The sequence below is a fragment of the Clostridium brassicae genome (genome assembly GCF_026738875.1).
Classification (GTDB): domain Bacteria; phylum Bacillota; class Clostridia; order Clostridiales; family Clostridiaceae; genus Clostridium_H; species Clostridium_H brassicae.
Genome location: NZ_JAPQFJ010000024.1, coordinates 15,533 through 33,050, shown reverse-complemented (window position 1 = coordinate 33,050; position 17,518 = coordinate 15,533). Strand labels below are relative to the sequence as shown.

The 17,518-nt window shown below is 28.7% G+C and carries 17 protein-coding genes; 4 read left to right on the top strand and 13 right to left on the bottom strand.

Translation table 11 applies throughout. From position 1 onward, the window contains the following. Positions 1–162: 162 nt before the first annotated feature. The 7 genes from OW729_RS16945 to hcp all read right to left on the bottom strand — a co-directional run bounded on the left by OW729_RS16945 (position 163) and on the right by hcp (position 8,140). Positions 163–981: a purine-nucleoside phosphorylase gene (locus OW729_RS16945; protein ID WP_268062744.1), complete on the bottom strand. Its 819-nt coding sequence runs from the start codon at positions 979–981 to the stop codon at positions 163–165. Between the two features lie 146 nt (positions 982–1,127). Continuing rightward, positions 1,128–2,303 carry a phosphopentomutase gene (locus OW729_RS16940; RefSeq protein WP_268062743.1) on the bottom strand — a complete coding sequence of 392 codons (1,176 nt, stop codon included), beginning with the start codon at positions 2,301–2,303 and terminating at the stop codon, positions 1,128–1,130. Positions 2,304–2,462: 159 nt separating this feature from the next. Next, complete coding sequence (gene deoC, locus OW729_RS16935; RefSeq protein ID WP_268062742.1) at positions 2,463–3,113, bottom strand: deoxyribose-phosphate aldolase; 651 nt, start codon at positions 3,111–3,113, stop codon at positions 2,463–2,465. A gap of 386 nt (positions 3,114–3,499) precedes the next feature. Then, the gene (locus tag OW729_RS16930) at positions 3,500–4,522 is read right to left on the bottom strand and encodes a LacI family DNA-binding transcriptional regulator (RefSeq protein ID WP_268062741.1); all 1,023 of its coding nucleotides are present in this window, start codon (positions 4,520–4,522) and stop codon (positions 3,500–3,502) included. A gap of 127 nt (positions 4,523–4,649) precedes the next feature. Then, a complete protein-coding gene (gene bioB, locus OW729_RS16925) occupies positions 4,650–5,609 on the bottom strand; it encodes a biotin synthase BioB (RefSeq protein WP_407647703.1) in 960 nt (319 codons plus the stop codon). Between the two features lie 128 nt (positions 5,610–5,737). Then, a complete protein-coding gene (locus OW729_RS16920) occupies positions 5,738–6,115 on the bottom strand; it encodes a PH domain-containing protein (RefSeq protein ID WP_268062739.1) in 378 nt (125 codons plus the stop codon). Between the two features lie 312 nt (positions 6,116–6,427). Then, the gene (gene hcp, locus OW729_RS16915) at positions 6,428–8,140 is read right to left on the bottom strand and encodes a hydroxylamine reductase (protein ID WP_268062738.1); all 1,713 of its coding nucleotides are present in this window, start codon (positions 8,138–8,140) and stop codon (positions 6,428–6,430) included. Positions 8,141–8,403: 263 nt separating this feature from the next. Here hcp and OW729_RS16910 point away from each other — a divergent pair, with 263 nt between their 5' ends. Continuing rightward, positions 8,404–8,847, top strand: coding sequence for a cell wall hydrolase (locus tag OW729_RS16910; protein WP_268062737.1), 444 nt, complete (start codon positions 8,404–8,406; stop codon positions 8,845–8,847). Between the two features lie 151 nt (positions 8,848–8,998). After that, on the top strand, positions 8,999–9,418 hold the full coding sequence (locus OW729_RS16905) for a hypothetical protein (protein WP_268062736.1): 420 nt from the start codon (positions 8,999–9,001) through the stop codon (positions 9,416–9,418). A 183-nt stretch (positions 9,419–9,601) separates the two neighbouring features. Here OW729_RS16905 and OW729_RS16900 read toward each other — a convergent pair whose 3' ends face one another. From OW729_RS16900 to argC, 4 genes are all read right to left on the bottom strand, one after another. Next, positions 9,602–9,967, bottom strand: coding sequence for a DUF4363 family protein (locus OW729_RS16900; RefSeq protein ID WP_268062735.1), 366 nt, complete (start codon positions 9,965–9,967; stop codon positions 9,602–9,604). Positions 9,968–10,072: 105 nt separating this feature from the next. Beyond that, positions 10,073–10,780 carry a DUF421 domain-containing protein gene (locus OW729_RS16895; RefSeq protein ID WP_268062734.1) on the bottom strand — a complete coding sequence of 236 codons (708 nt, stop codon included), beginning with the start codon at positions 10,778–10,780 and terminating at the stop codon, positions 10,073–10,075. Positions 10,781–11,192: 412 nt separating this feature from the next. Further along, on the bottom strand, positions 11,193–12,410 hold the full coding sequence (argJ, locus tag OW729_RS16890; protein ID WP_268062733.1) for a bifunctional glutamate N-acetyltransferase/amino-acid acetyltransferase ArgJ: 1,218 nt from the start codon (positions 12,408–12,410) through the stop codon (positions 11,193–11,195). Between the two features lie 62 nt (positions 12,411–12,472). Beyond that, a complete protein-coding gene (argC, locus tag OW729_RS16885) occupies positions 12,473–13,510 on the bottom strand; it encodes an N-acetyl-gamma-glutamyl-phosphate reductase (protein ID WP_268062732.1) in 1,038 nt (345 codons plus the stop codon). Positions 13,511–13,717: 207 nt separating this feature from the next. On the opposite strand from argC, the gene argB reads away from it, so the two are divergent. Both argB and OW729_RS16875 read left to right on the top strand, forming a co-directional pair. Beyond that, positions 13,718–14,584: an acetylglutamate kinase gene (argB, locus tag OW729_RS16880; protein ID WP_268062731.1), complete on the top strand. Its 867-nt coding sequence runs from the start codon at positions 13,718–13,720 to the stop codon at positions 14,582–14,584. Beyond that, a complete protein-coding gene (locus OW729_RS16875) occupies positions 14,566–15,732 on the top strand; it encodes an aspartate aminotransferase family protein (RefSeq protein ID WP_268062730.1) in 1,167 nt (388 codons plus the stop codon). Before argB ends, OW729_RS16875 begins: the two co-directional genes overlap by 19 nt. Before the next feature lie 139 nt (positions 15,733–15,871). Here the strand turns inward: OW729_RS16875 and OW729_RS16870 are convergent, their stop codons facing one another. Then, a complete protein-coding gene (locus OW729_RS16870) occupies positions 15,872–16,384 on the bottom strand; it encodes a GNAT family N-acetyltransferase (RefSeq protein WP_268062729.1) in 513 nt (170 codons plus the stop codon). A gap of 362 nt (positions 16,385–16,746) precedes the next feature. Then, on the bottom strand, positions 16,747–17,292 hold the full coding sequence (locus tag OW729_RS16865; RefSeq protein WP_268062728.1) for a DsrE/DsrF/DrsH-like family protein: 546 nt from the start codon (positions 17,290–17,292) through the stop codon (positions 16,747–16,749). Positions 17,293–17,518: the final 226 nt, after the last annotated feature.

Below are 17,518 nucleotides of genomic sequence, written 5' to 3'. Positions count from 1 at the left end.
CACACACTTAATTTATGTTCCTTAAATCAAACTATTATTTAACTATCCATTTAAAACTCTTATCTTTAAATTTCTCTCTCAAGTAATTAATTGGTTCTGCTTTAAAAGAGCATTATTTTTGAATTATCCAAGATCGACAATTTCTAGAAACATATCCATTTATTACATTCTATTTATTATATTTCTCATAAGCTTTATAAACTTTTCCCTTGCTATTGCCGAAGTCTCCATTACTTCTTGATGATTTAAAGGTTTATCTAAAATTCCTGCTGCCATATTAGTAGCACATGAAACTCCTATAACCTTCATTCCACTATGAACAGCAACTATCACTTCTGGCACTGTAGACATTCCAACAGCATCGGCTCCTAAAGTTCTTAACATTCTTATTTCAGCAGGAGTTTCATAAGTTGGACCACTCATACAAGCATAAACTCCCTCTTTAAGGTCTATATTTAAAGCTTTAGACATTTCCTTAACTTTCTTTCTCAATTCTTTATCGTAAGGGTTTGACATGTCTGGGAAGCGAACTCCAAACTCATCTAAATTTTTCCCTATTAATGGATTATTTCCACTTAAATTTAAATGATCTTCTATAAGCATTAAATCCCCTGGTTTGTAATCTGTATTTACAGCTCCAGCCGCATTAGTAACTATTAAAGTTTTAACTCCTAAAAGCTTCATTACACGTACAGGGAAAGTTACTTCTTGCATTTTATACCCTTCATAATAATGAAAACGACCTTGCATTGCTACAACAACTTTGCCTTCTAACTTACCTATAACTAGACGTCCTGCATGCCCTTCTACAGTAGATACTGGGAAATTTGGTATTTTGTTATATGGATAATATTCTGGATCTTCTATTTGGTCTGCAATAGCACCAAGACCTGAGCCTAAAATAAGAGCTATTTCAGGTTTATATTGTGTCTTTTTTAAAACATATTTAGCTGATTCGCTTATCTTGTGTTGTAAGTCCATAAATTTAATCTCCCCTTAACATATTTTAGTCATAATCTTAATTTCCAACTAAAACATATTTTATTTTTGAATCTGTTTTGAATTAATGTTACCTTTATATTTATTTAAAACTTCCGCATTAAATCAACACTTTCTAGAACATAAGATTATTTCTTTATAATCTCATTTAAAAAACTTTTACCATTCTTAATTGGTTCTATTGAAAATATATCTGCTACTGTTTGACCCATATCACCAAAACCTTTTCTTGTTCCAAGGTTTATGTTAGCCTTTAACTCCTTACCATAAGCTAAAAAAGGAACATATTCTCTTGAATGGTCAGTGCCTGGCATTGTTGGGTCACACCCATGATCAGCTGTTATAAATAATACATCACTTTCCCTCATAGCTTCTACTATTTCTTTAAGTCTTTTATCAAAAGCCTCTAGACCTCTTCCATATGCCTCTGCATCATTACGATGTCCCCATTTCATATCAAAATCAACTAGATTTGTAAAAATAAGTCCTTTTTTATCTTGTTTCATATAATTTAGAGTTTGATCTACTCCATCCATATTATCTTTAGTATGAACAGCCTCTGTAATTCCTCTTCCAGAGAATATATCTTCTATTTTTCCAACTGCCATCACATTTAAATTGTTTTTCTTTAATATATCAAGAACAATTTCATGAGGTGGTACAATAGAAAAATCTCTTCTATTTGGAGTTCTAGTAAAGTTTCCTACTTCTCCTACAAAGGGTCTTGCAATAACACGAGCAACTGCATGTTCTCCTTTTAACATATTACGTGCTGTTTTACACATTTCGTATAACGTTTCTAATGGAATAACATCCTCATGAGCTGCTATTTGAAATACACTATCAGCAGAAGTATAGACTATAGGACTTCCTGTTTTTATATGCTCTTCTCCAAGTTCATCTATTATGACAGTACCAGAGGCTGGTTTATTGCCTATTATTTTTCTTCCTATTGCCTTTTCAAATTTATCTACAACCTCTTTTGGAAATCCATTTGGATAAGTTGGAAATGCTTGTTCTAAAACCACCCCTGACATTTCCCAATGACCTGTTGTAGTATCTTTACCATTTGATAATTCTTCAAAACGTCCGTAGCATCCTATGGGATTTTCTACTTTGTTTACTCCTGATATTCCATCAATATTTCCCAAACCTAACTTTTCCATGTTAGGAAGTTTTAGTCCCCCTAAAAATTTAGATATATTTCCTACTGTGTTGCTCCCTTCATCTCCGTACTTTGCTGCATCTGGCATAGCTCCTATTCCAACACTATCTAAAACAATCCAAATAACTCTATCTATCATAAAAAACACCTTCCTTCCTGTAATTTGAAATTTTTTCTAAATATATAATAATAATTAATTCTATTATAATAACCAATTCTTTAATATAAAATCTCTAATTACCAATCTATAAATTATTTATTTTAAAACTTGTTTTCTCTTTTAGTAACCTGTGTGTTTTCATTTAGTTCCTTCAACAATTGCTATAGAAGCACTGGCACCTATCCTATTAGCCCCTGATCTAATAACTTTTTCTGCATCTTCTGTAGTTCTAATACCCCCTGAAGCTTTAACCCCCATTTCATTTCCCACAGTTTCCCTCATTAACTTTACATCTTCTGGAGTAGCCCCACCTGTAGAAAATCCAGTAGAAGTTTTAACAAAATCAGCCTTAGCTTCCTTTGAAATTTCACATACTCTTACTATTTCCTCTCTAGTTAAAAGACATGTTTCAATTATAACCTTGACCAATGCTTTACCTTTTGCTGCATCTACTACTGCCTTTATATCATCTTTAACAACATCATATTTTTTATCTTTTAATGCACCTACATTTATTACCATATCTACTTCTTGGGCACCATTTTCAATTGCTTGCTTTGCTTCAAAAGCTTTTACCTCTTTTGTAGTAGCCCCTAATGGAAATCCAACAACTACACAAGTTTTAACTTCTGTACCTTTAAGTTTCTCACTTACTAATGAGGTATAATATGCATTTACACATACTGAAGCAAAATTATATTTTTTAGCTTCTTCACAAATTTTTATTACCTGTTCTTCTGTTGCCTGTGGCTTTAATAATGTGTGGTCTATGTAGCTCTTTAATTCCATTAATACCCTCTCCTTTAACATAGTTATCATTATTATTTTATCCGATGTCTAGTCATTCTAATACTCACTCTTTTTAGCGGAAATAAAGAATGTCACGACCCTGGATAACGGTTTCTAAGGAGTAAAACCCCTAAGAATACTGTTTATCCGATGTCTAGCCATTCTAATATTCCCTCTTTTTAGTGGGAATAGAGAATGTCACAACCCTGGATAACGGTTTCTAAGAAGTAAAACTCCTAAGAATTCTGTTAATAACTTTTAGATGGAATAAAAACTCCATCTGAAACTAAAAATCCTGTTTATAACTCTAATTTTATATACAAAACATTTTTTTAATAACTTAGTGGAAGCGCTTACACAAAATATAAAATCTAATACATAAACATTTATTTGTTTATGTATTTTTCAGATCCATTTAATATAAGTTCAGGTAAAAGAGTAATTCTTTTTATTTCTCTATTATGATTATTATTTAATATATCAACTAACATTTCCATACCCTTTCTACCCATCTCATGAGTAGGTCCATTAACAAAACTTATGTTGATTCCTGCTATACTTAATATATCTATTTTATCAAATCCTATAAGTGCAATATCATCTGGTACTTTACATTTTTCTTCATAAATGGCTTTTAAGCAACCCAATGTCATCATATTACTACTAGTAAATATGGCTGTAGGTCTATCCTCCATTTGAAGAATTTGTTTTGTATACCTATACCCACTTCCTTGTTTATAATCTCCATAAAAAATATATTTTTCTTCTACAGGAATACCATGTATTGTTAAGGCCTTTTTATATCCTAAAAATCTATCTTTTGCAGGCTTAGAATTCATACGTCCTGTTATTATAGCTATTTTTTTATGACCTGCCTTTATTAAAGCCTCTGTTGCTTCAAAAGATCCTTTAATATTCTCTACAAATACGCCACTAAAGGTAGCATATTTAACATGACCATCTACTAACACAATTGGAATTCCTAAATTTTCAAGAGTAGTTAAATACTCACTATTGTATTCATCTTCTGCAGAGGTTGGAGTTATGATTATTCCCCTTATTCTTTGTTCTTTAAGAAGTTTTAACGCCTTTAATTCTTTCTGCATACTTTCATCCGTATCACAAAGTATTATATTTAAATTATGTTTATCTGCAACTTCGCTAATACCTTTTATTACTTCTCCAAAAAATGGGTTGTTTATGTCAGGAACTATAACACCTATTGTATTGGTTTTGCTTGTTGATAAACTTCTTGCTATAGCACTAGGAGCATAGTTTAATTCTTTTATAACTTTTAAAACCTTATTTCTTGTCTCATCCTTTACATATCCTGAGTTATTTAAAACCCTTGATACTGTAGCCTGAGATACTCCTGCAGCTTTAGCTATATCATTTATTGTTGCTGTCATCTTAGCTCCTCCTAACCCTTTAAAAGCAGTAATATTCTCTCATGATTGTGTGACCGGTTTCATTTTAACTATATAACAATTTAGTATTTTTTTCAATATAAAGTTTTTATTTTAATATGCCTTACATCTAATTTTGTTTATTCTTAGTTCTCACTTTATTTATAGGTCTTATATCATCTTTAATTTTATTACCAGACGTAGTCAAGTAATTCCGTGTTATTGTAGCTGACACCCCTGCTAAAAATGCTTTTTCTCCATAGTCTTCTAAATATCCTCTCCCCCCTGCAAATCTTATAGTTGCCCTAGGATTTATAAATTTGAATATAGCTATTGTTTTTAATATTTCTTCTTCTTGTAAAGGTTCAATATTTTGTAGGGGTGTGCCTTTTATTGGAGTTAATATATTTATAGGAATAGATTCTATTTCTAATTCTTTCAAAAGAAATGCTAAATTTATTCTATCTCTCATAGTTTCCCCCATTCCTATAATCCCTCCACAACAAAGTTTTAATCCTACTTTTCTTGCATTTTTTAAAGTTTCAATTCTTTCATCATAGGAATGAGTGCTACATATTTTAGAATAATATCTCCTGCTTGTTTCTAAATTATGATGATATTTCTCCACTCCTATATCCTTTAATTTTTTTAATTGTTCTTTACTTATTATTCCAAGTGAAGCACAAAGACTTATATTTGTATCTTTCTTTAATTTTATATACATACCAACTATCTCTTTAAACTCTTCTCCTTGAAGCCCTCTTCCTGAGGTTACAATAGAATACCTATTTACACCTTCATTTTCATTTTCTAAAGCTAAATTAAGAATTTTTTCATAATCTATTAATTGATGGCTTTGTATTTCTGTATTATAATAGGCTGATTGAGAACAAAACTTACAGTCTTCAGAACATCTCCCGCACTTACCATTAACTATTGAGCATAAGTCCACCTTATCCCCATTAAAAATTCTTCTAAGTTTATCTGCCCCTTTTAAAAGTTTTGGAACATCTATCTGTAATATCTTAAACACTTCATCATAAGAAATTTTATAATCTTCTTTAATTATTTTATCAACTATTATATCTATTAAATTATTTTTTTTTATAATAAAATTAATTTTTGTGTTTAGAATTAGATTGCCCTATGATTTATAGTTAAAAATAAATCATAGGGCAATCTAATTCTACAGATTTATAAATTTTTAGAAACATATTATTACCTTAAAACACATTCAGCTAGTACACTTTGAAATTCATAAATATTTAAGCTCTTATTAAATTGTTTTTCTATTGGATTTTTAGTTCCTAAAATCCAAATTTTAAGTTCAGCATCTAAATCAAACTTTCCTGCTGTTTCTATACTAAAATGAGTTATAGATTTATATGGAATAGAATAATACTCTGTTTTCTTACCCGTCATTCCTTGCCTATTAACTAAAATCAGCCTCTTATTTGTAAAAATAATCATATCACGAATTAACTTATATGCCTTTTCGATTTTTTCACCCGAATATAAAATCTCTGAATATTCTTTTTGTATATCTAATATATCAACTTCTGAAGCATTTCCTATTAATCCATCAAATAATCCCATTATAACAATCCCCCTAAATACAAAATTATAATTACATCAATAATCAATTATATTATATTTTATTAAAAATTAACATTCAATTTTTTTCTAATTTTTCCACATACACTATAAATGAATGAATTTAAAATAATATATGTGAAAAATATTGATTTAGTATAATATCAAGAGACCATTTAAAATAAATTACAACAAAAATACCCTATGAATAGACTTTTCTTATCATCTATTCCATAGGGTAGATTTCAAGCTAAATTCAAAATATTCTTATCAAGGGAATACTTTAGTTTTATTAGTATTTTTTAACCTATGCTATTATCCTAAAAACATTTTTATATCATCATCTACATTAGTTATTCCACCTATTCCAAAGTTATCAACTAAAACTTTTGCTACATTTGGTGATAAAAATGCTGGTAGAGTTGGTCCTAAATGAATATTTTTAACTCCTAAATGTAATAACGCAAGTAATACTATTACAGCTTTTTGCTCATACCAAGCTATATTATATGATATAGGAAGCTCATTTACATCTTCTAATTCAAATACCTCTTTTAATTTTAATGCAATAAGAGCTAATGAATATGAATCATTACATTGACCTGCATCTAATACTCTCGGAATTCCTCCAATATCACCTAAGTTTAATTTATTATATTTATACTTAGCACATCCAGCAGTTAAAATCACTGTATCTTTTGGAAGCCTTTCAGCAAACTCTGTGTAGTAGTTTCTGCTTTTAGCTCTTCCATCACATCCTGCCATAACAAAGAATCTTCTTATTGCACCAGTTTTTACAGCTTCTACAACCTTATCAGCTAATGCAAATACTTGATTATGTGCAAATCCACCTATAATTTCTCCTTTTTCTATTTCAATAGGAGCTTTACATCTTTTAGCATGTTCTATTATTTTTGAGAAATCTTTTTTGCCTTTTTCATTAGCTTCTATGTGTGTTACCCCTTCAAATCCAACTACACCTGTTGTGTAGACTCTATCTTTATATGAAGCCTTTGGTGGCACTAAACAGTTTGTTGTCATTAATATTGGTCCATTAAATTTTTCAAATTCTTCTGTTTGCTTCCACCATGCATTTCCATAATTTCCTGCAAAGTTTGAATATTTTTTGAAAGCTGGATAGTAATGTGCTGGAAGCATTTCACTATGTGTATAGACATCTACTCCTGTGCCTTCTGTTTGCTCTAATAATTGTTCTAAATCTTTTAAATCATGTCCACTTATTAATATTCCAGGATTATTTCTAACTCCTATATTAACCTTTGTTATTTCTGGGTTTCCATAGCTTTCAGTATTAGCCTTATCTAATAAAGCCATACCATCTACACCATATTTACCAGTTTCTAAAGTTAGCGCTACTAAATCATTTAAAGTTAGAGTATCATCTAAAGTAGCTGCTAATGCTTTATGCATAAATCCATGTATTTCATCACTATCATATCCTAAATGAACAGCATGCTTAACATAAGCCGCTAATCCTTTTAGTCCATAAGTTATAAGTTCTCTTAGAGATCTTACATCCTCATTTTGTGTTGCTAATACCCCAACAGTATCTGCTTTTGTATTAAATTCTTCAACATTATCTGCAAACCAAGTAGCTGCATCTGGAAGCTTAGACTCTTCTTCTTTCTTTAATCCTACAAAAGAAAGCATTTTATTTAACCAATTTTCATTTGAATTAGATTCTCCTAAAATTCCACCAGCTTTAATAACTTGTCTTTTTAACTCTTCCCTTAATCTTAAACCCTTTTTAATTCTTTCAATAAAAACATTTCTATCAAAGTTAGCATTAGTTATGGTAGCAAATAATCCTTCCATTATAAATTTATCTACTTCTTTGTTTATTACACCAACTTCTCTTCCTTTTACACTATAAACTGCTATTCCCTTTAATACATATATTAATAAGTCTTGCGCTTTTGCTAAGTCTTCAGTTTTACCACAAACCCCTCTTACTGTACAGCCTTTGCATCCTGCTGCTTCTTGACATTGATAACAAAACATACTCATTCTTAATTCCTCCTATTGACTTTTTATTATTTATATTTTTAAGTATTATTGATTTCTTGTTCCTTTTTACAGTTTAAATTATACTAAGTAAGTCCACTTTAATATGTAACAGATGTTACTAAATTTAAAAATCTTTTATTTTCTTTAAATTATTTTTGAAACTATATCTAATAATGATTTTTTAAATATAGATAATTTTTAAGAACTTTTTATTTGCATATTAAATATACTAATCTTGTAAGTAACTTAAGGAGATGAATGCTGTGGCTTATAGCGCTAGAGAATTGTTAGCCAGAATCATAAAATGTGAAGCTGGTGGCGAAGGTGAAAATGGTATGAAGGGTGTAGCTTCAGTAGTTATGAATAGAGTTAATGTGGCTTACGGTGAATACCTTAGAACAGGTCAAGGGGATTTAAGAAAAGTTGTATTTCAACCGGGGCAATTCGATTGTGCAACTTCTGTCTTAAGAGGAATACCTAATCCACAAACCATTTGGGCTAGTCCACCAGAAGAAATACATTATCAAATAGCTGATTGGGCTTTATCTGGCAATAGGTTATATAACACCGGAAATGCATTGTGGTATTTTAATCCGTTTAAACCGTCTTGTCCTTATCTTTTTCCATACAATGGCTCAGGCAGATTTCAAACTAGGATTGCTCAACATTGTTTCTATAATCCTACTGAACTTTATGCCCAAACTTAGTTTATCAATCCATAGATATATAATTTTATATTATTAAATATGCTATTACTTTTATATAATAAGGAATATTATTTAATTTAATTTAGTATAAATTTATAAGGATTAATAAAAAACATAATTAATGTAATATAATTAAAAGGAGGCTATTTTTTTGTTTAGTAGAATGTTAAATGATTATGATGAAATTCCTCATTGGGATGCAATGCCTATGCATTATCCATGTCCTATGATGTCTCAGCCACCTTATGATCTAGATAATAATGCAAGACAAGAACAATTTCCTACTACTACTGGTCAAACTAATTTAAATTTTCAACCTACTCCTCCAATACAAAAAGATATGAGCTATACCCAAGGATGGCTAACTAGTCAAATAGGAAAATATGTTAAAATTGAATTTCTTATTGGAACAAATATGTGGATTGATAGAGAGGGAATCTTGAAAGAAGTTGGTATCAGCTATGTTGTTATAGAGGAAGCAGGAACCAACAATACATTAATGTGTGACATATATTCCATTAAATTTGTAACAGTTTTTAGAAATCAAGAAAAGGCTATGCTCTGTAAATAAGCTCTATTTTAAACTAAACTTTAATAAATTGTTGAGTTCATATAATTACAAAATTTTTTCCTTATTTGTAATGAACTCAACAATTTAAAGCATAATGTAGATAAACTTTTATAAAACTAGAATTTTAAATGCTATCATCAGTTTATACCTACTCTTGTCATAAATTAAAACAAGTTTGTGATATTATTTCTCTAAATCTCTCCAATGTTCAATGATTTCACTTATTTCTATAAGTCCTTCCGACTTGTCTTTAGCCCATATGGCTCCCTCTAACCTAGCTATATTAGTATTAATCATAATCATTTCATTTCTTTCAACACTAAATTGGACTCTTTTCCCGACTATATTCCATGCATTTTTAAGATATTCTAAATCTTTTCCAGCTTGATTCCAATTTTCATTTGTTATGTCCTGTTTTATTATATCTATATAGTTAATTACATTATCCTTATCATTAAAAGATTTTTTCAAAAATCCTCCAGAAGTCATTACTCCTATAAATATAATTATTGTGATTATTGGTATTATATAAGCCTTTCCTTTGTTCATTAGAAATCACCTTTCCTTTTAAATATTTTCTTTAAGTAATTTCCTTATTAATTTTTTCAAACTAAATATATATTTTAAATTTTATTATGTTAAAAAACGTTATTCTCATTTAAATATATCTTTTGAACTAACAATTTGATTTTTATAAGTATTTATTCGCAATTTTTTGTTTTTATCTAAAAAAGCATAAAAAATTTCTACAGGATTATCAACTCCCAGTTTTTTTATCTCATTCAAAAGCCAATCCTCAGTAAGATTAAACTTAGATAAGTTTGAATCAATTACTATACCATTAAATATTACTTCATTATTAGAATTGTCGCTTGAAGGAATATTCATACTACTTATTAAGTTTTCAAATTGATCTTTTTTAAATACAGAAAGTTGGCCATTAGTTTCAATGACAGCTAATTTCACTTCATTTATGTCAAAAATTTCTTTAAGTCTAAGTTGTTGTAACAATTCATCAAAAGTAAATTTAGATTTTTTTAAATTATTACCAACTACCTTTCCATCATATACAGTAATTATTGGTTTATCATTTATATATTGAGATATGTCCTTTGACTTAATTGAAATCACCTGCATTAACATTCCTAAAACAATCCATACTAATAAACCTATCCAATGAGGCCATGCAGCACTATTCAGGTCACTAGTAAGTGGTGCCGCCAAAGAACCTATAGTTATTCCTAATACGTAATCAAAAAAAGTAATTTGTCCTATCTGCTGTTTACCCATTATTCTAGTAAATATCAACAATGTAAAAAAACTTATTATAGCTCTGACAGCCACTACTAAGGCTTCGTTCACTAAGATCTCCTCCTATTTTAATTAATAAGCCTTTAAAATATAGTAAACTTAAAAGCTTATTACCCTTTTTAAGTTTATTTTTAAAAATATTATATTTTATTTTCTTTTAAAATTTCATTTAGTATTTTTAACACTATATTTAAATAAATAATTATGACTAATATTTTAATAAGGTAGAAACAAATACTATTAACAATCATATTAGTAGTATTTGTTTCTATCTCATTATTTATGTTAAGAGATTTTAATCAAGTAGAATACGAATTTAATTAGCCATAAAGTTGTTATCTCTACTGGACGCACAAAAAAAGGATAACTTCAATAAAATTTACTTATAGTTATCCCTTGATTATTATATTAAACTAATATGAAACCACTTTTAAGTTAAACTTCCATACAATAATTTATTTACTCATGTTCTATATTCTCCATTTATTTCTACATATTTATAAGTAAGATCACATCCCCAAGCTGTAGCTTTAAAATGTCCATCATTTAGATTTATACACAATACTACATTTTCATTGTTAATAATTTTACTGGCTATCTTCTCATCAAAATTAATATTTTTACCTTTTTTAAAAACACTTACTTCACCTAACGAGCTTTTAAAATTCAAATCCACTTTATTTATATCAAAATCTCCTTGTGAATATCCAATAGCACATATTATTCTACCCCAGTTAGGATCTGAACCAAAAAGTGCAGCTTTAACAAGATTAGATGATACTACTGACATAGCACACTTTCTAGCGGTTTCTTTATCTTTAGCATTAGCAACTTCTACTTCTATTAGCTTGGTTGCTCCTTCTCCATCTCGTGCTATTTTCTTTGCAAGTTCTACATTTACATAATCTAAAGCTTCCTTAAATATTTTAAATTCTTCATTTTCACTATCTATTAGTTTATTTCCTGCTGCACCATTTGCCATTGTTATTGACATATCATTAGTACTTGTATCACCATCTACAGAAATCATATTATAAGAATTTTCTACACTGCTTTTAACTACCTTTTGCAACATTTTTTTGCTTATATTAGCATCTGTTACTATAAAACTAAGCATAGTAGCCATATTAGGCTTTATCATCCCTGACCCCTTTGCCACTCCACTTATACGTACATTTTTATTGTCAATATTAATCTCTACTGTTACCTCTTTAGTTTTAGTATCTGTTGTCATTATAGCTTGTGAAACATCTGATCCACCTTCTTCTGAAATTACAGAGCAAATTTTCTTTATACCATTTTTCATCTTATCCATAGGGATAGCTACCCCTATTACTCCTGTGGAAGCCTGAAGTACTTCTTTAGAACTTAATTTTAATTCTTTCGCAACAGATTCATTTATACTCTTAGCATCTTTTAAACCTTGTTCCCCAGTACATGCATTAGCGTGTCCACTATTTATTATAATAGCCTGACTATTTTCATTTTTCATATTCTCTATATCTAAAAGTATACAGGCTGCCTTTACCCTATTAGTAGTAAAAGTTCCTGCTACCACCGCTTTTTCTTCACTATATATAATTGCCAAATCTTTCTTTCCACTCTTTTTAAGCCCTGCTGAAATTCCAGCCCCCTTAAATTTTTTTACCCCTTGCATAAATTTATTATTTATTATTTTCATAATATCCCCTTCTTTATTATATTATCTATTTCAAATTAATACTTACTAATAATTATTCTTATTTAAATCTGAACTGGTAATATCTCTATACCTTCTTCTTCTCTTAGGCCAAGCATTAAATTCATATTTTGAATCGCCTGCCCTGCTGCCCCTTTTATTAAATTATCTATAACAGATATTACGATAACTGTATTGGTTCTTTTATCCACTCTTATAGCTATATCACACAAATTACTTCCTCTAACATTTTTTGTTTCTGGTATTTTTTCAATAACTCTTATAAATTTTTCTTTCCCATATAAATCATTATAAATTTGATATAATTTTTCTTGTGAAGCATTTCCTTTAAGTTTCCCATAACAAGTACACATTATCCCTCTATTCATTGGTATTAAATGAGGTGTAAATACAAGATTTACATCTTTTCCAGAAGCTTTTGATAATTCTTGTTCTATTTCTGGAGTATGTCTATGAGATGCAACTCCATAAGCTTTTATAGATTCATTGCATTCTACAAATAAAGAACTAATATTCATTGCTTTTCCTGCTCCCGATACTCCTGATTTTCCATCTATTATTATAGATTTAGAATCTATAATTCCTGATTTTAATATAGGATACAGTGCTAATATACTAGCTGTTGTGTAACATCCTGGATTTCCTACAAGGTTTGCTTTTTTAATTTTCTCTCTATTTATTTCTGAAAGTCCATATACAGCATCTTCTAACAAATTATAAGCTTCATGTTTTACTCCATACCATTTTTCATATGTTTCATAAGAATCAAATCTAAAATCTGCACCTAAATCTATTACTTTAACTCCTTTTTCCAAAGCCTTTTGTACTATGTGAAAAGACTTACCATGAGGTAGTGCTAAAAAAACAACCTCTATTTCTTCTAACCTGTCTTCCGCATCTTGTATGCTTATGCATTTTTCTTCTATAAATCCATAATAACTATTATATATTTCCGAAAACCCTTGATTTGCATAATTATAAGTTGCCATGAATCTAACATTAACGTATTTGCTATTATTTAAAAACCAAATAAGTTGTTGTCCTACATAACCACTTGCTCCTATAACCCCTACTTGTCTCATGTATTACTCCCCCTTATCTTCTATGAACATTATTCATAATTATACACATCAATTAATTATTATTCAATACTTTTAAATATTATTTTTTATTTTTATACTGTAACTAGTATATAAATCCATATTTTTAATATCCGGCCTTGAATTTTTATAAATATACATGTATAATTATTCATAATTCATATATTGGTAAATAGGTGGTGCTATAAAATGAGAAATAATATATCACTAAAAAATTTCAAAGGAAAAATTTTTGTAATTAAATTTGGCGGGAGCATAATGAAAAATCCAAATGCTCAAAAAATATTTTTTGAAAATATATTAAAAATGCATCTATTAGGAATTAATCTTGTAATAGTACATGGTGGAGGACCTGAAATATCTAAATGGCTAAAAAAAATAGGTATAGAAAGCAAATTTGTCAATGGGCTTAGAATAACTGATAAAAACTCTATGGAAATAACGGAAATGGTTCTCTCTGGTAAACTCAATAAAAACATTTCAGCTTTTCTTAACAATAAGGGCATAAAAGCTATAGGTCTTAGTGGAAGTGACAATAATCTTATAGTAGCTAAGAAAAAATACTTAAATGTAGATAATAAACAAATTGATATTGGCTATGTAGGGGAAATAGAGTCAATAAATACTGATCTACTATCAAATCTTCTTATAAAAGGTTATGTACCAGTAATATCACCTATTGGATATGATAAGAATGGTAATAAGTATAATATAAACGCTGATTATGCTGCCTCTTTTATAAGTTCATCTTTAAAAGCTGAAAAGCTTATTTTTATATCAGATGTAGAAGGTATATATAAAAATATTAACGATAAATCATCATTAATAAACTCCATAACAATAAATGAAATCAAATATTATATAAATTGTGGAATTATAAAAGATGGTATGATTCCTAAAATGGAGTCTTGTATTAAAGCTTTAGAAAATGGAACTAAATCCATTCACTTAATTGATGGGGGAAAAGATGATAGCTTAATAGGAAATATATTATGTAGTCAAGGAACTAAAATAATGGCAAAGGATGATGTTAATACATGTGTAAAAATAATATAATGAAAACATATAATAGATTTGATGTTTGTTTCGAAAGAGGTATTGGCACAAAAGTATATAGTACAGATGGAAAAGAATATATTGATTTTGTATCTGGAATTGCTACAAATTGTCTTGGTCATAGTAATCCAGCTATAATTGAAACTATAAAAAATCAAAGTTCCAAGCTTATACACATATCGAATTACTATTGGAATACACCCTCTATTAATTTAGCAACAAAACTTTGTAAAAATAGTCATCATGAAAAAGCTTTTTTCTGTAGTACTGGTACTGAAGCTGTTGAAGCCGCTTTAAAACTTGCTAGAAAATATGGGAAAATGCATGGCACTTCCAATAAAAATAAAATTATATATATGAATAACTCTTTTCATGGAAGAACTCTAGGAGCTCTTGCTGTTACAGGGCAAAAAAAATACCAAGAAAATTTTACTCCATTAATGAATAGAGTGATAAATGTAAATTTTAATGACATAACTTCTATAAAGGAAATTTTTGACAAAGAAGTGTGTGGTGTAATATTAGAACCTATACAAGGTGAAGGTGGCATAATACCTGCTAAGATAGATTATTTAAAAGAAATTAGGACACTTTGTGATAAATTCAATGCTTTACTTATTTTTGATGAAGTACAATGTGGAATAGGCAGACTTGGAAGTTTATTTGCTTATGAACAGTTTAATGTAGTTCCAGATGTTGTTTGTATGGCAAAGGGCTTAGGTGGCGGCTTCCCTATTGGTGCTGTAATTACCAATAAAAAAGCTTCTATTTTTGTACCAGGCGATCATGGCACTACCTTTGGAGGAAATCCACTTTCTTGTGCTGTAGCTTACACAGTATTAACTGAATTAATTGATGGTGGAATAATAGCCTCCATCCATAAAAAAAGTAACTATTTAATAAATAAATTAAAAAAATTAAAAGAAAAACATTCATTAATAAAAGATATACGAGGAATGGGGCTACTTATTGGTTTTTCTATAGATACTGATACAAAACATTTTATGAATAAATGTTTTGAAGAGGGTCTTTTAGTAGTAAGTGCAGGTGAAAATGTTATTCGTCTTCTTCCTCCTCTTAATGTTTCCTTTAAAGAAATAGATGAAGCATTAACAATCTTAGAAAAAGTTTTAGCTAAAGATTTCTAAAATATAATTTTCAATAAAATTTTAATCACTCAAATTTGATAAATATTTCATATAAAAACAGAATTTTTATCCTAAATAAAATAAGCATAAAGACTTATTTAATAAACTAAGCCTTTATGCTTTTACTTATTATATATAATCAAGCTACCTTTTCTAAAAACTCTTTTATAGATATAGAATATTGGATTTCATTAGATAATTCCTTATCTTCCTTAAATCCTACCTTTTTAAATGCTTTTTTAGAACGTTCATTTTTGAAATTAATTTTTGCAATTACTTCATCCACTCTCCATTCAAAAAATGCATGTTTTAATCCCTCTACAATTGCATTAGGTCCTAATCCCATTCCCCATTTTTCTCTATCTCCAATAGCTACCACCATCTCAGCCGATTCTTGCTGTTTAGGAATAAGACGTAAAAACCCTATTGATTCTTTTTTAGTTGTTGTTACCATAAAAAAGCTCCCATCTTGATTAAATAGATGGGTTAGAATAGGCATATTAATTCTATATATTATTTGCTTTATACTTTTACCAACATTTTGTCTTTCATTTAAATATTCTGTGACTTTCTCATCTTCTAGCCAATCAACAATTTTCCAAGCATCCGTTTTAAAAACTTCTTGACGTAATTCCACCTTATTATTATTCATTGGTATAATCCTCCATAAAATACAAACAAAATTTCATACTTTTTTCTAAATACAAAATAAAGAAATTACAAAAAATTAAGTTCTTCCAATTACTTAATTTTTTATAATTTCTTATATTGTTATATAATGAAAAACCCTATTATAGATGAATTGGCATCTAATAATAGGTCTTATCAAATATGTGTAAATTATACCAATATAAATCATTTAATTCAAATGCTGTATCTAGTGTTTAACTCATGTAAAATAGCTGTTTTTAAGTTTGCATAAGAATACTAATTCAAAAATGAATATTCCTTGGTTTTACTGCATATTCAGGCATTTTCCTTGTTTTTCATTAAATTTATTTAATATTTTCTCTTTCATATAAATAATTGCATATCTGATTTCATAGCATCCTTTAAATATTCTTTTGCATCTACAATTTGTAATTCTGGTATTAGTTCTTCTTTTTTAAACCCCATTATATCTATAGATAACTTACATCCATAAAATTTCACACCTTTTTTCCTCGCACCATTTAAAAAATCTATCAAAAGGGGAGCTTCATCATCCTTCATCATTTCTAAAAGCATTTCCTTTCCTAAACCAATAAAGTTCATTTTAGATAAAGGTAATTCTTCTGGCCCTTTAGGCGTTATCTTAGAAAACATCTCCTCATATACAGTTTTGTCCTCCGATGAAAGTTTATTAGGATCTCTTAATAAAAACAGTCCCCAAAATGCAAAAAACATTGTTACATCTGCTCCCAATTCTTTCGCAGAGTTTGCCATTATTAGGGCCGCTAACGCTTTGTCATACTCACCACTAAACATTACAATATTAACTTTTTTATTATTAAAATTATCATCATCATTATTTTTAGTAGTGCATTTATCGTTATCATTATCATTATTATTTTTATTCATATACCTTAACATCTCCTTATATTTTTTAGTTAATCTTACATATGTCTATTACAACAACAACTACTTTACTAATAATAAAATTATCTAATTAAGTAAATAATCTTATCACTATGTAAGATTATTTTTAGTTAAGTAAGTTTTTTTATACAAATACAGAATTATTAAATAAGATAATCTTTATTCGAAGAATACACCAAACATCTAAATATTTAATTAACACCTTAAA

Bases quoted from the DNA above. Each gene is read 5' to 3' on its own strand.
- OW729_RS16945 (WP_268062744.1), bottom strand. From the start codon at position 981: ATGGACTTACAACACAAGATAAGCGAATCAGCTAAATATGTTTTAAAA.
- OW729_RS16940 (WP_268062743.1), bottom strand. From the start codon at position 2,303: ATGATAGATAGAGTTATTTGGATTGTTTTAGATAGTGTTGGAATAGGA.
- deoC (WP_268062742.1), bottom strand. From the start codon at position 3,113: ATGGAATTAAAGAGCTACATAGACCACACATTATTAAAGCCACAGGCA.
- OW729_RS16930 (WP_268062741.1), bottom strand. From the start codon at position 4,522: ATGACAGCAACAATAAATGATATAGCTAAAGCTGCAGGAGTATCTCAG.
- OW729_RS16920 (WP_268062739.1), bottom strand. From the start codon at position 6,115: ATGGGATTATTTGATGGATTAATAGGAAATGCTTCAGAAGTTGATATA.
- hcp (WP_268062738.1), bottom strand. From the start codon at position 8,140: ATGAGTATGTTTTGTTATCAATGTCAAGAAGCAGCAGGATGCAAAGGC.
- OW729_RS16900 (WP_268062735.1), bottom strand. From the start codon at position 9,967: ATGAACAAAGGAAAGGCTTATATAATACCAATAATCACAATAATTATA.
- argJ (WP_268062733.1), bottom strand. From the start codon at position 12,410: ATGAAAATAATAAATAATAAATTTATGCAAGGGGTAAAAAAATTTAAG.
- argC (WP_268062732.1), bottom strand. From the start codon at position 13,510: ATGAGACAAGTAGGGGTTATAGGAGCAAGTGGTTATGTAGGACAACAA.
- argB (WP_268062731.1), top strand. From the start codon at position 13,718: ATGAGAAATAATATATCACTAAAAAATTTCAAAGGAAAAATTTTTGTA.
- OW729_RS16875 (WP_268062730.1), top strand. From the start codon at position 14,566: ATGTGTAAAAATAATATAATGAAAACATATAATAGATTTGATGTTTGT.
- OW729_RS16870 (WP_268062729.1), bottom strand. From the start codon at position 16,384: ATGAATAATAATAAGGTGGAATTACGTCAAGAAGTTTTTAAAACGGAT.
- OW729_RS16865 (WP_268062728.1), bottom strand. From the start codon at position 17,292: ATGAATAAAAATAATAATGATAATGATAACGATAAATGCACTACTAAA.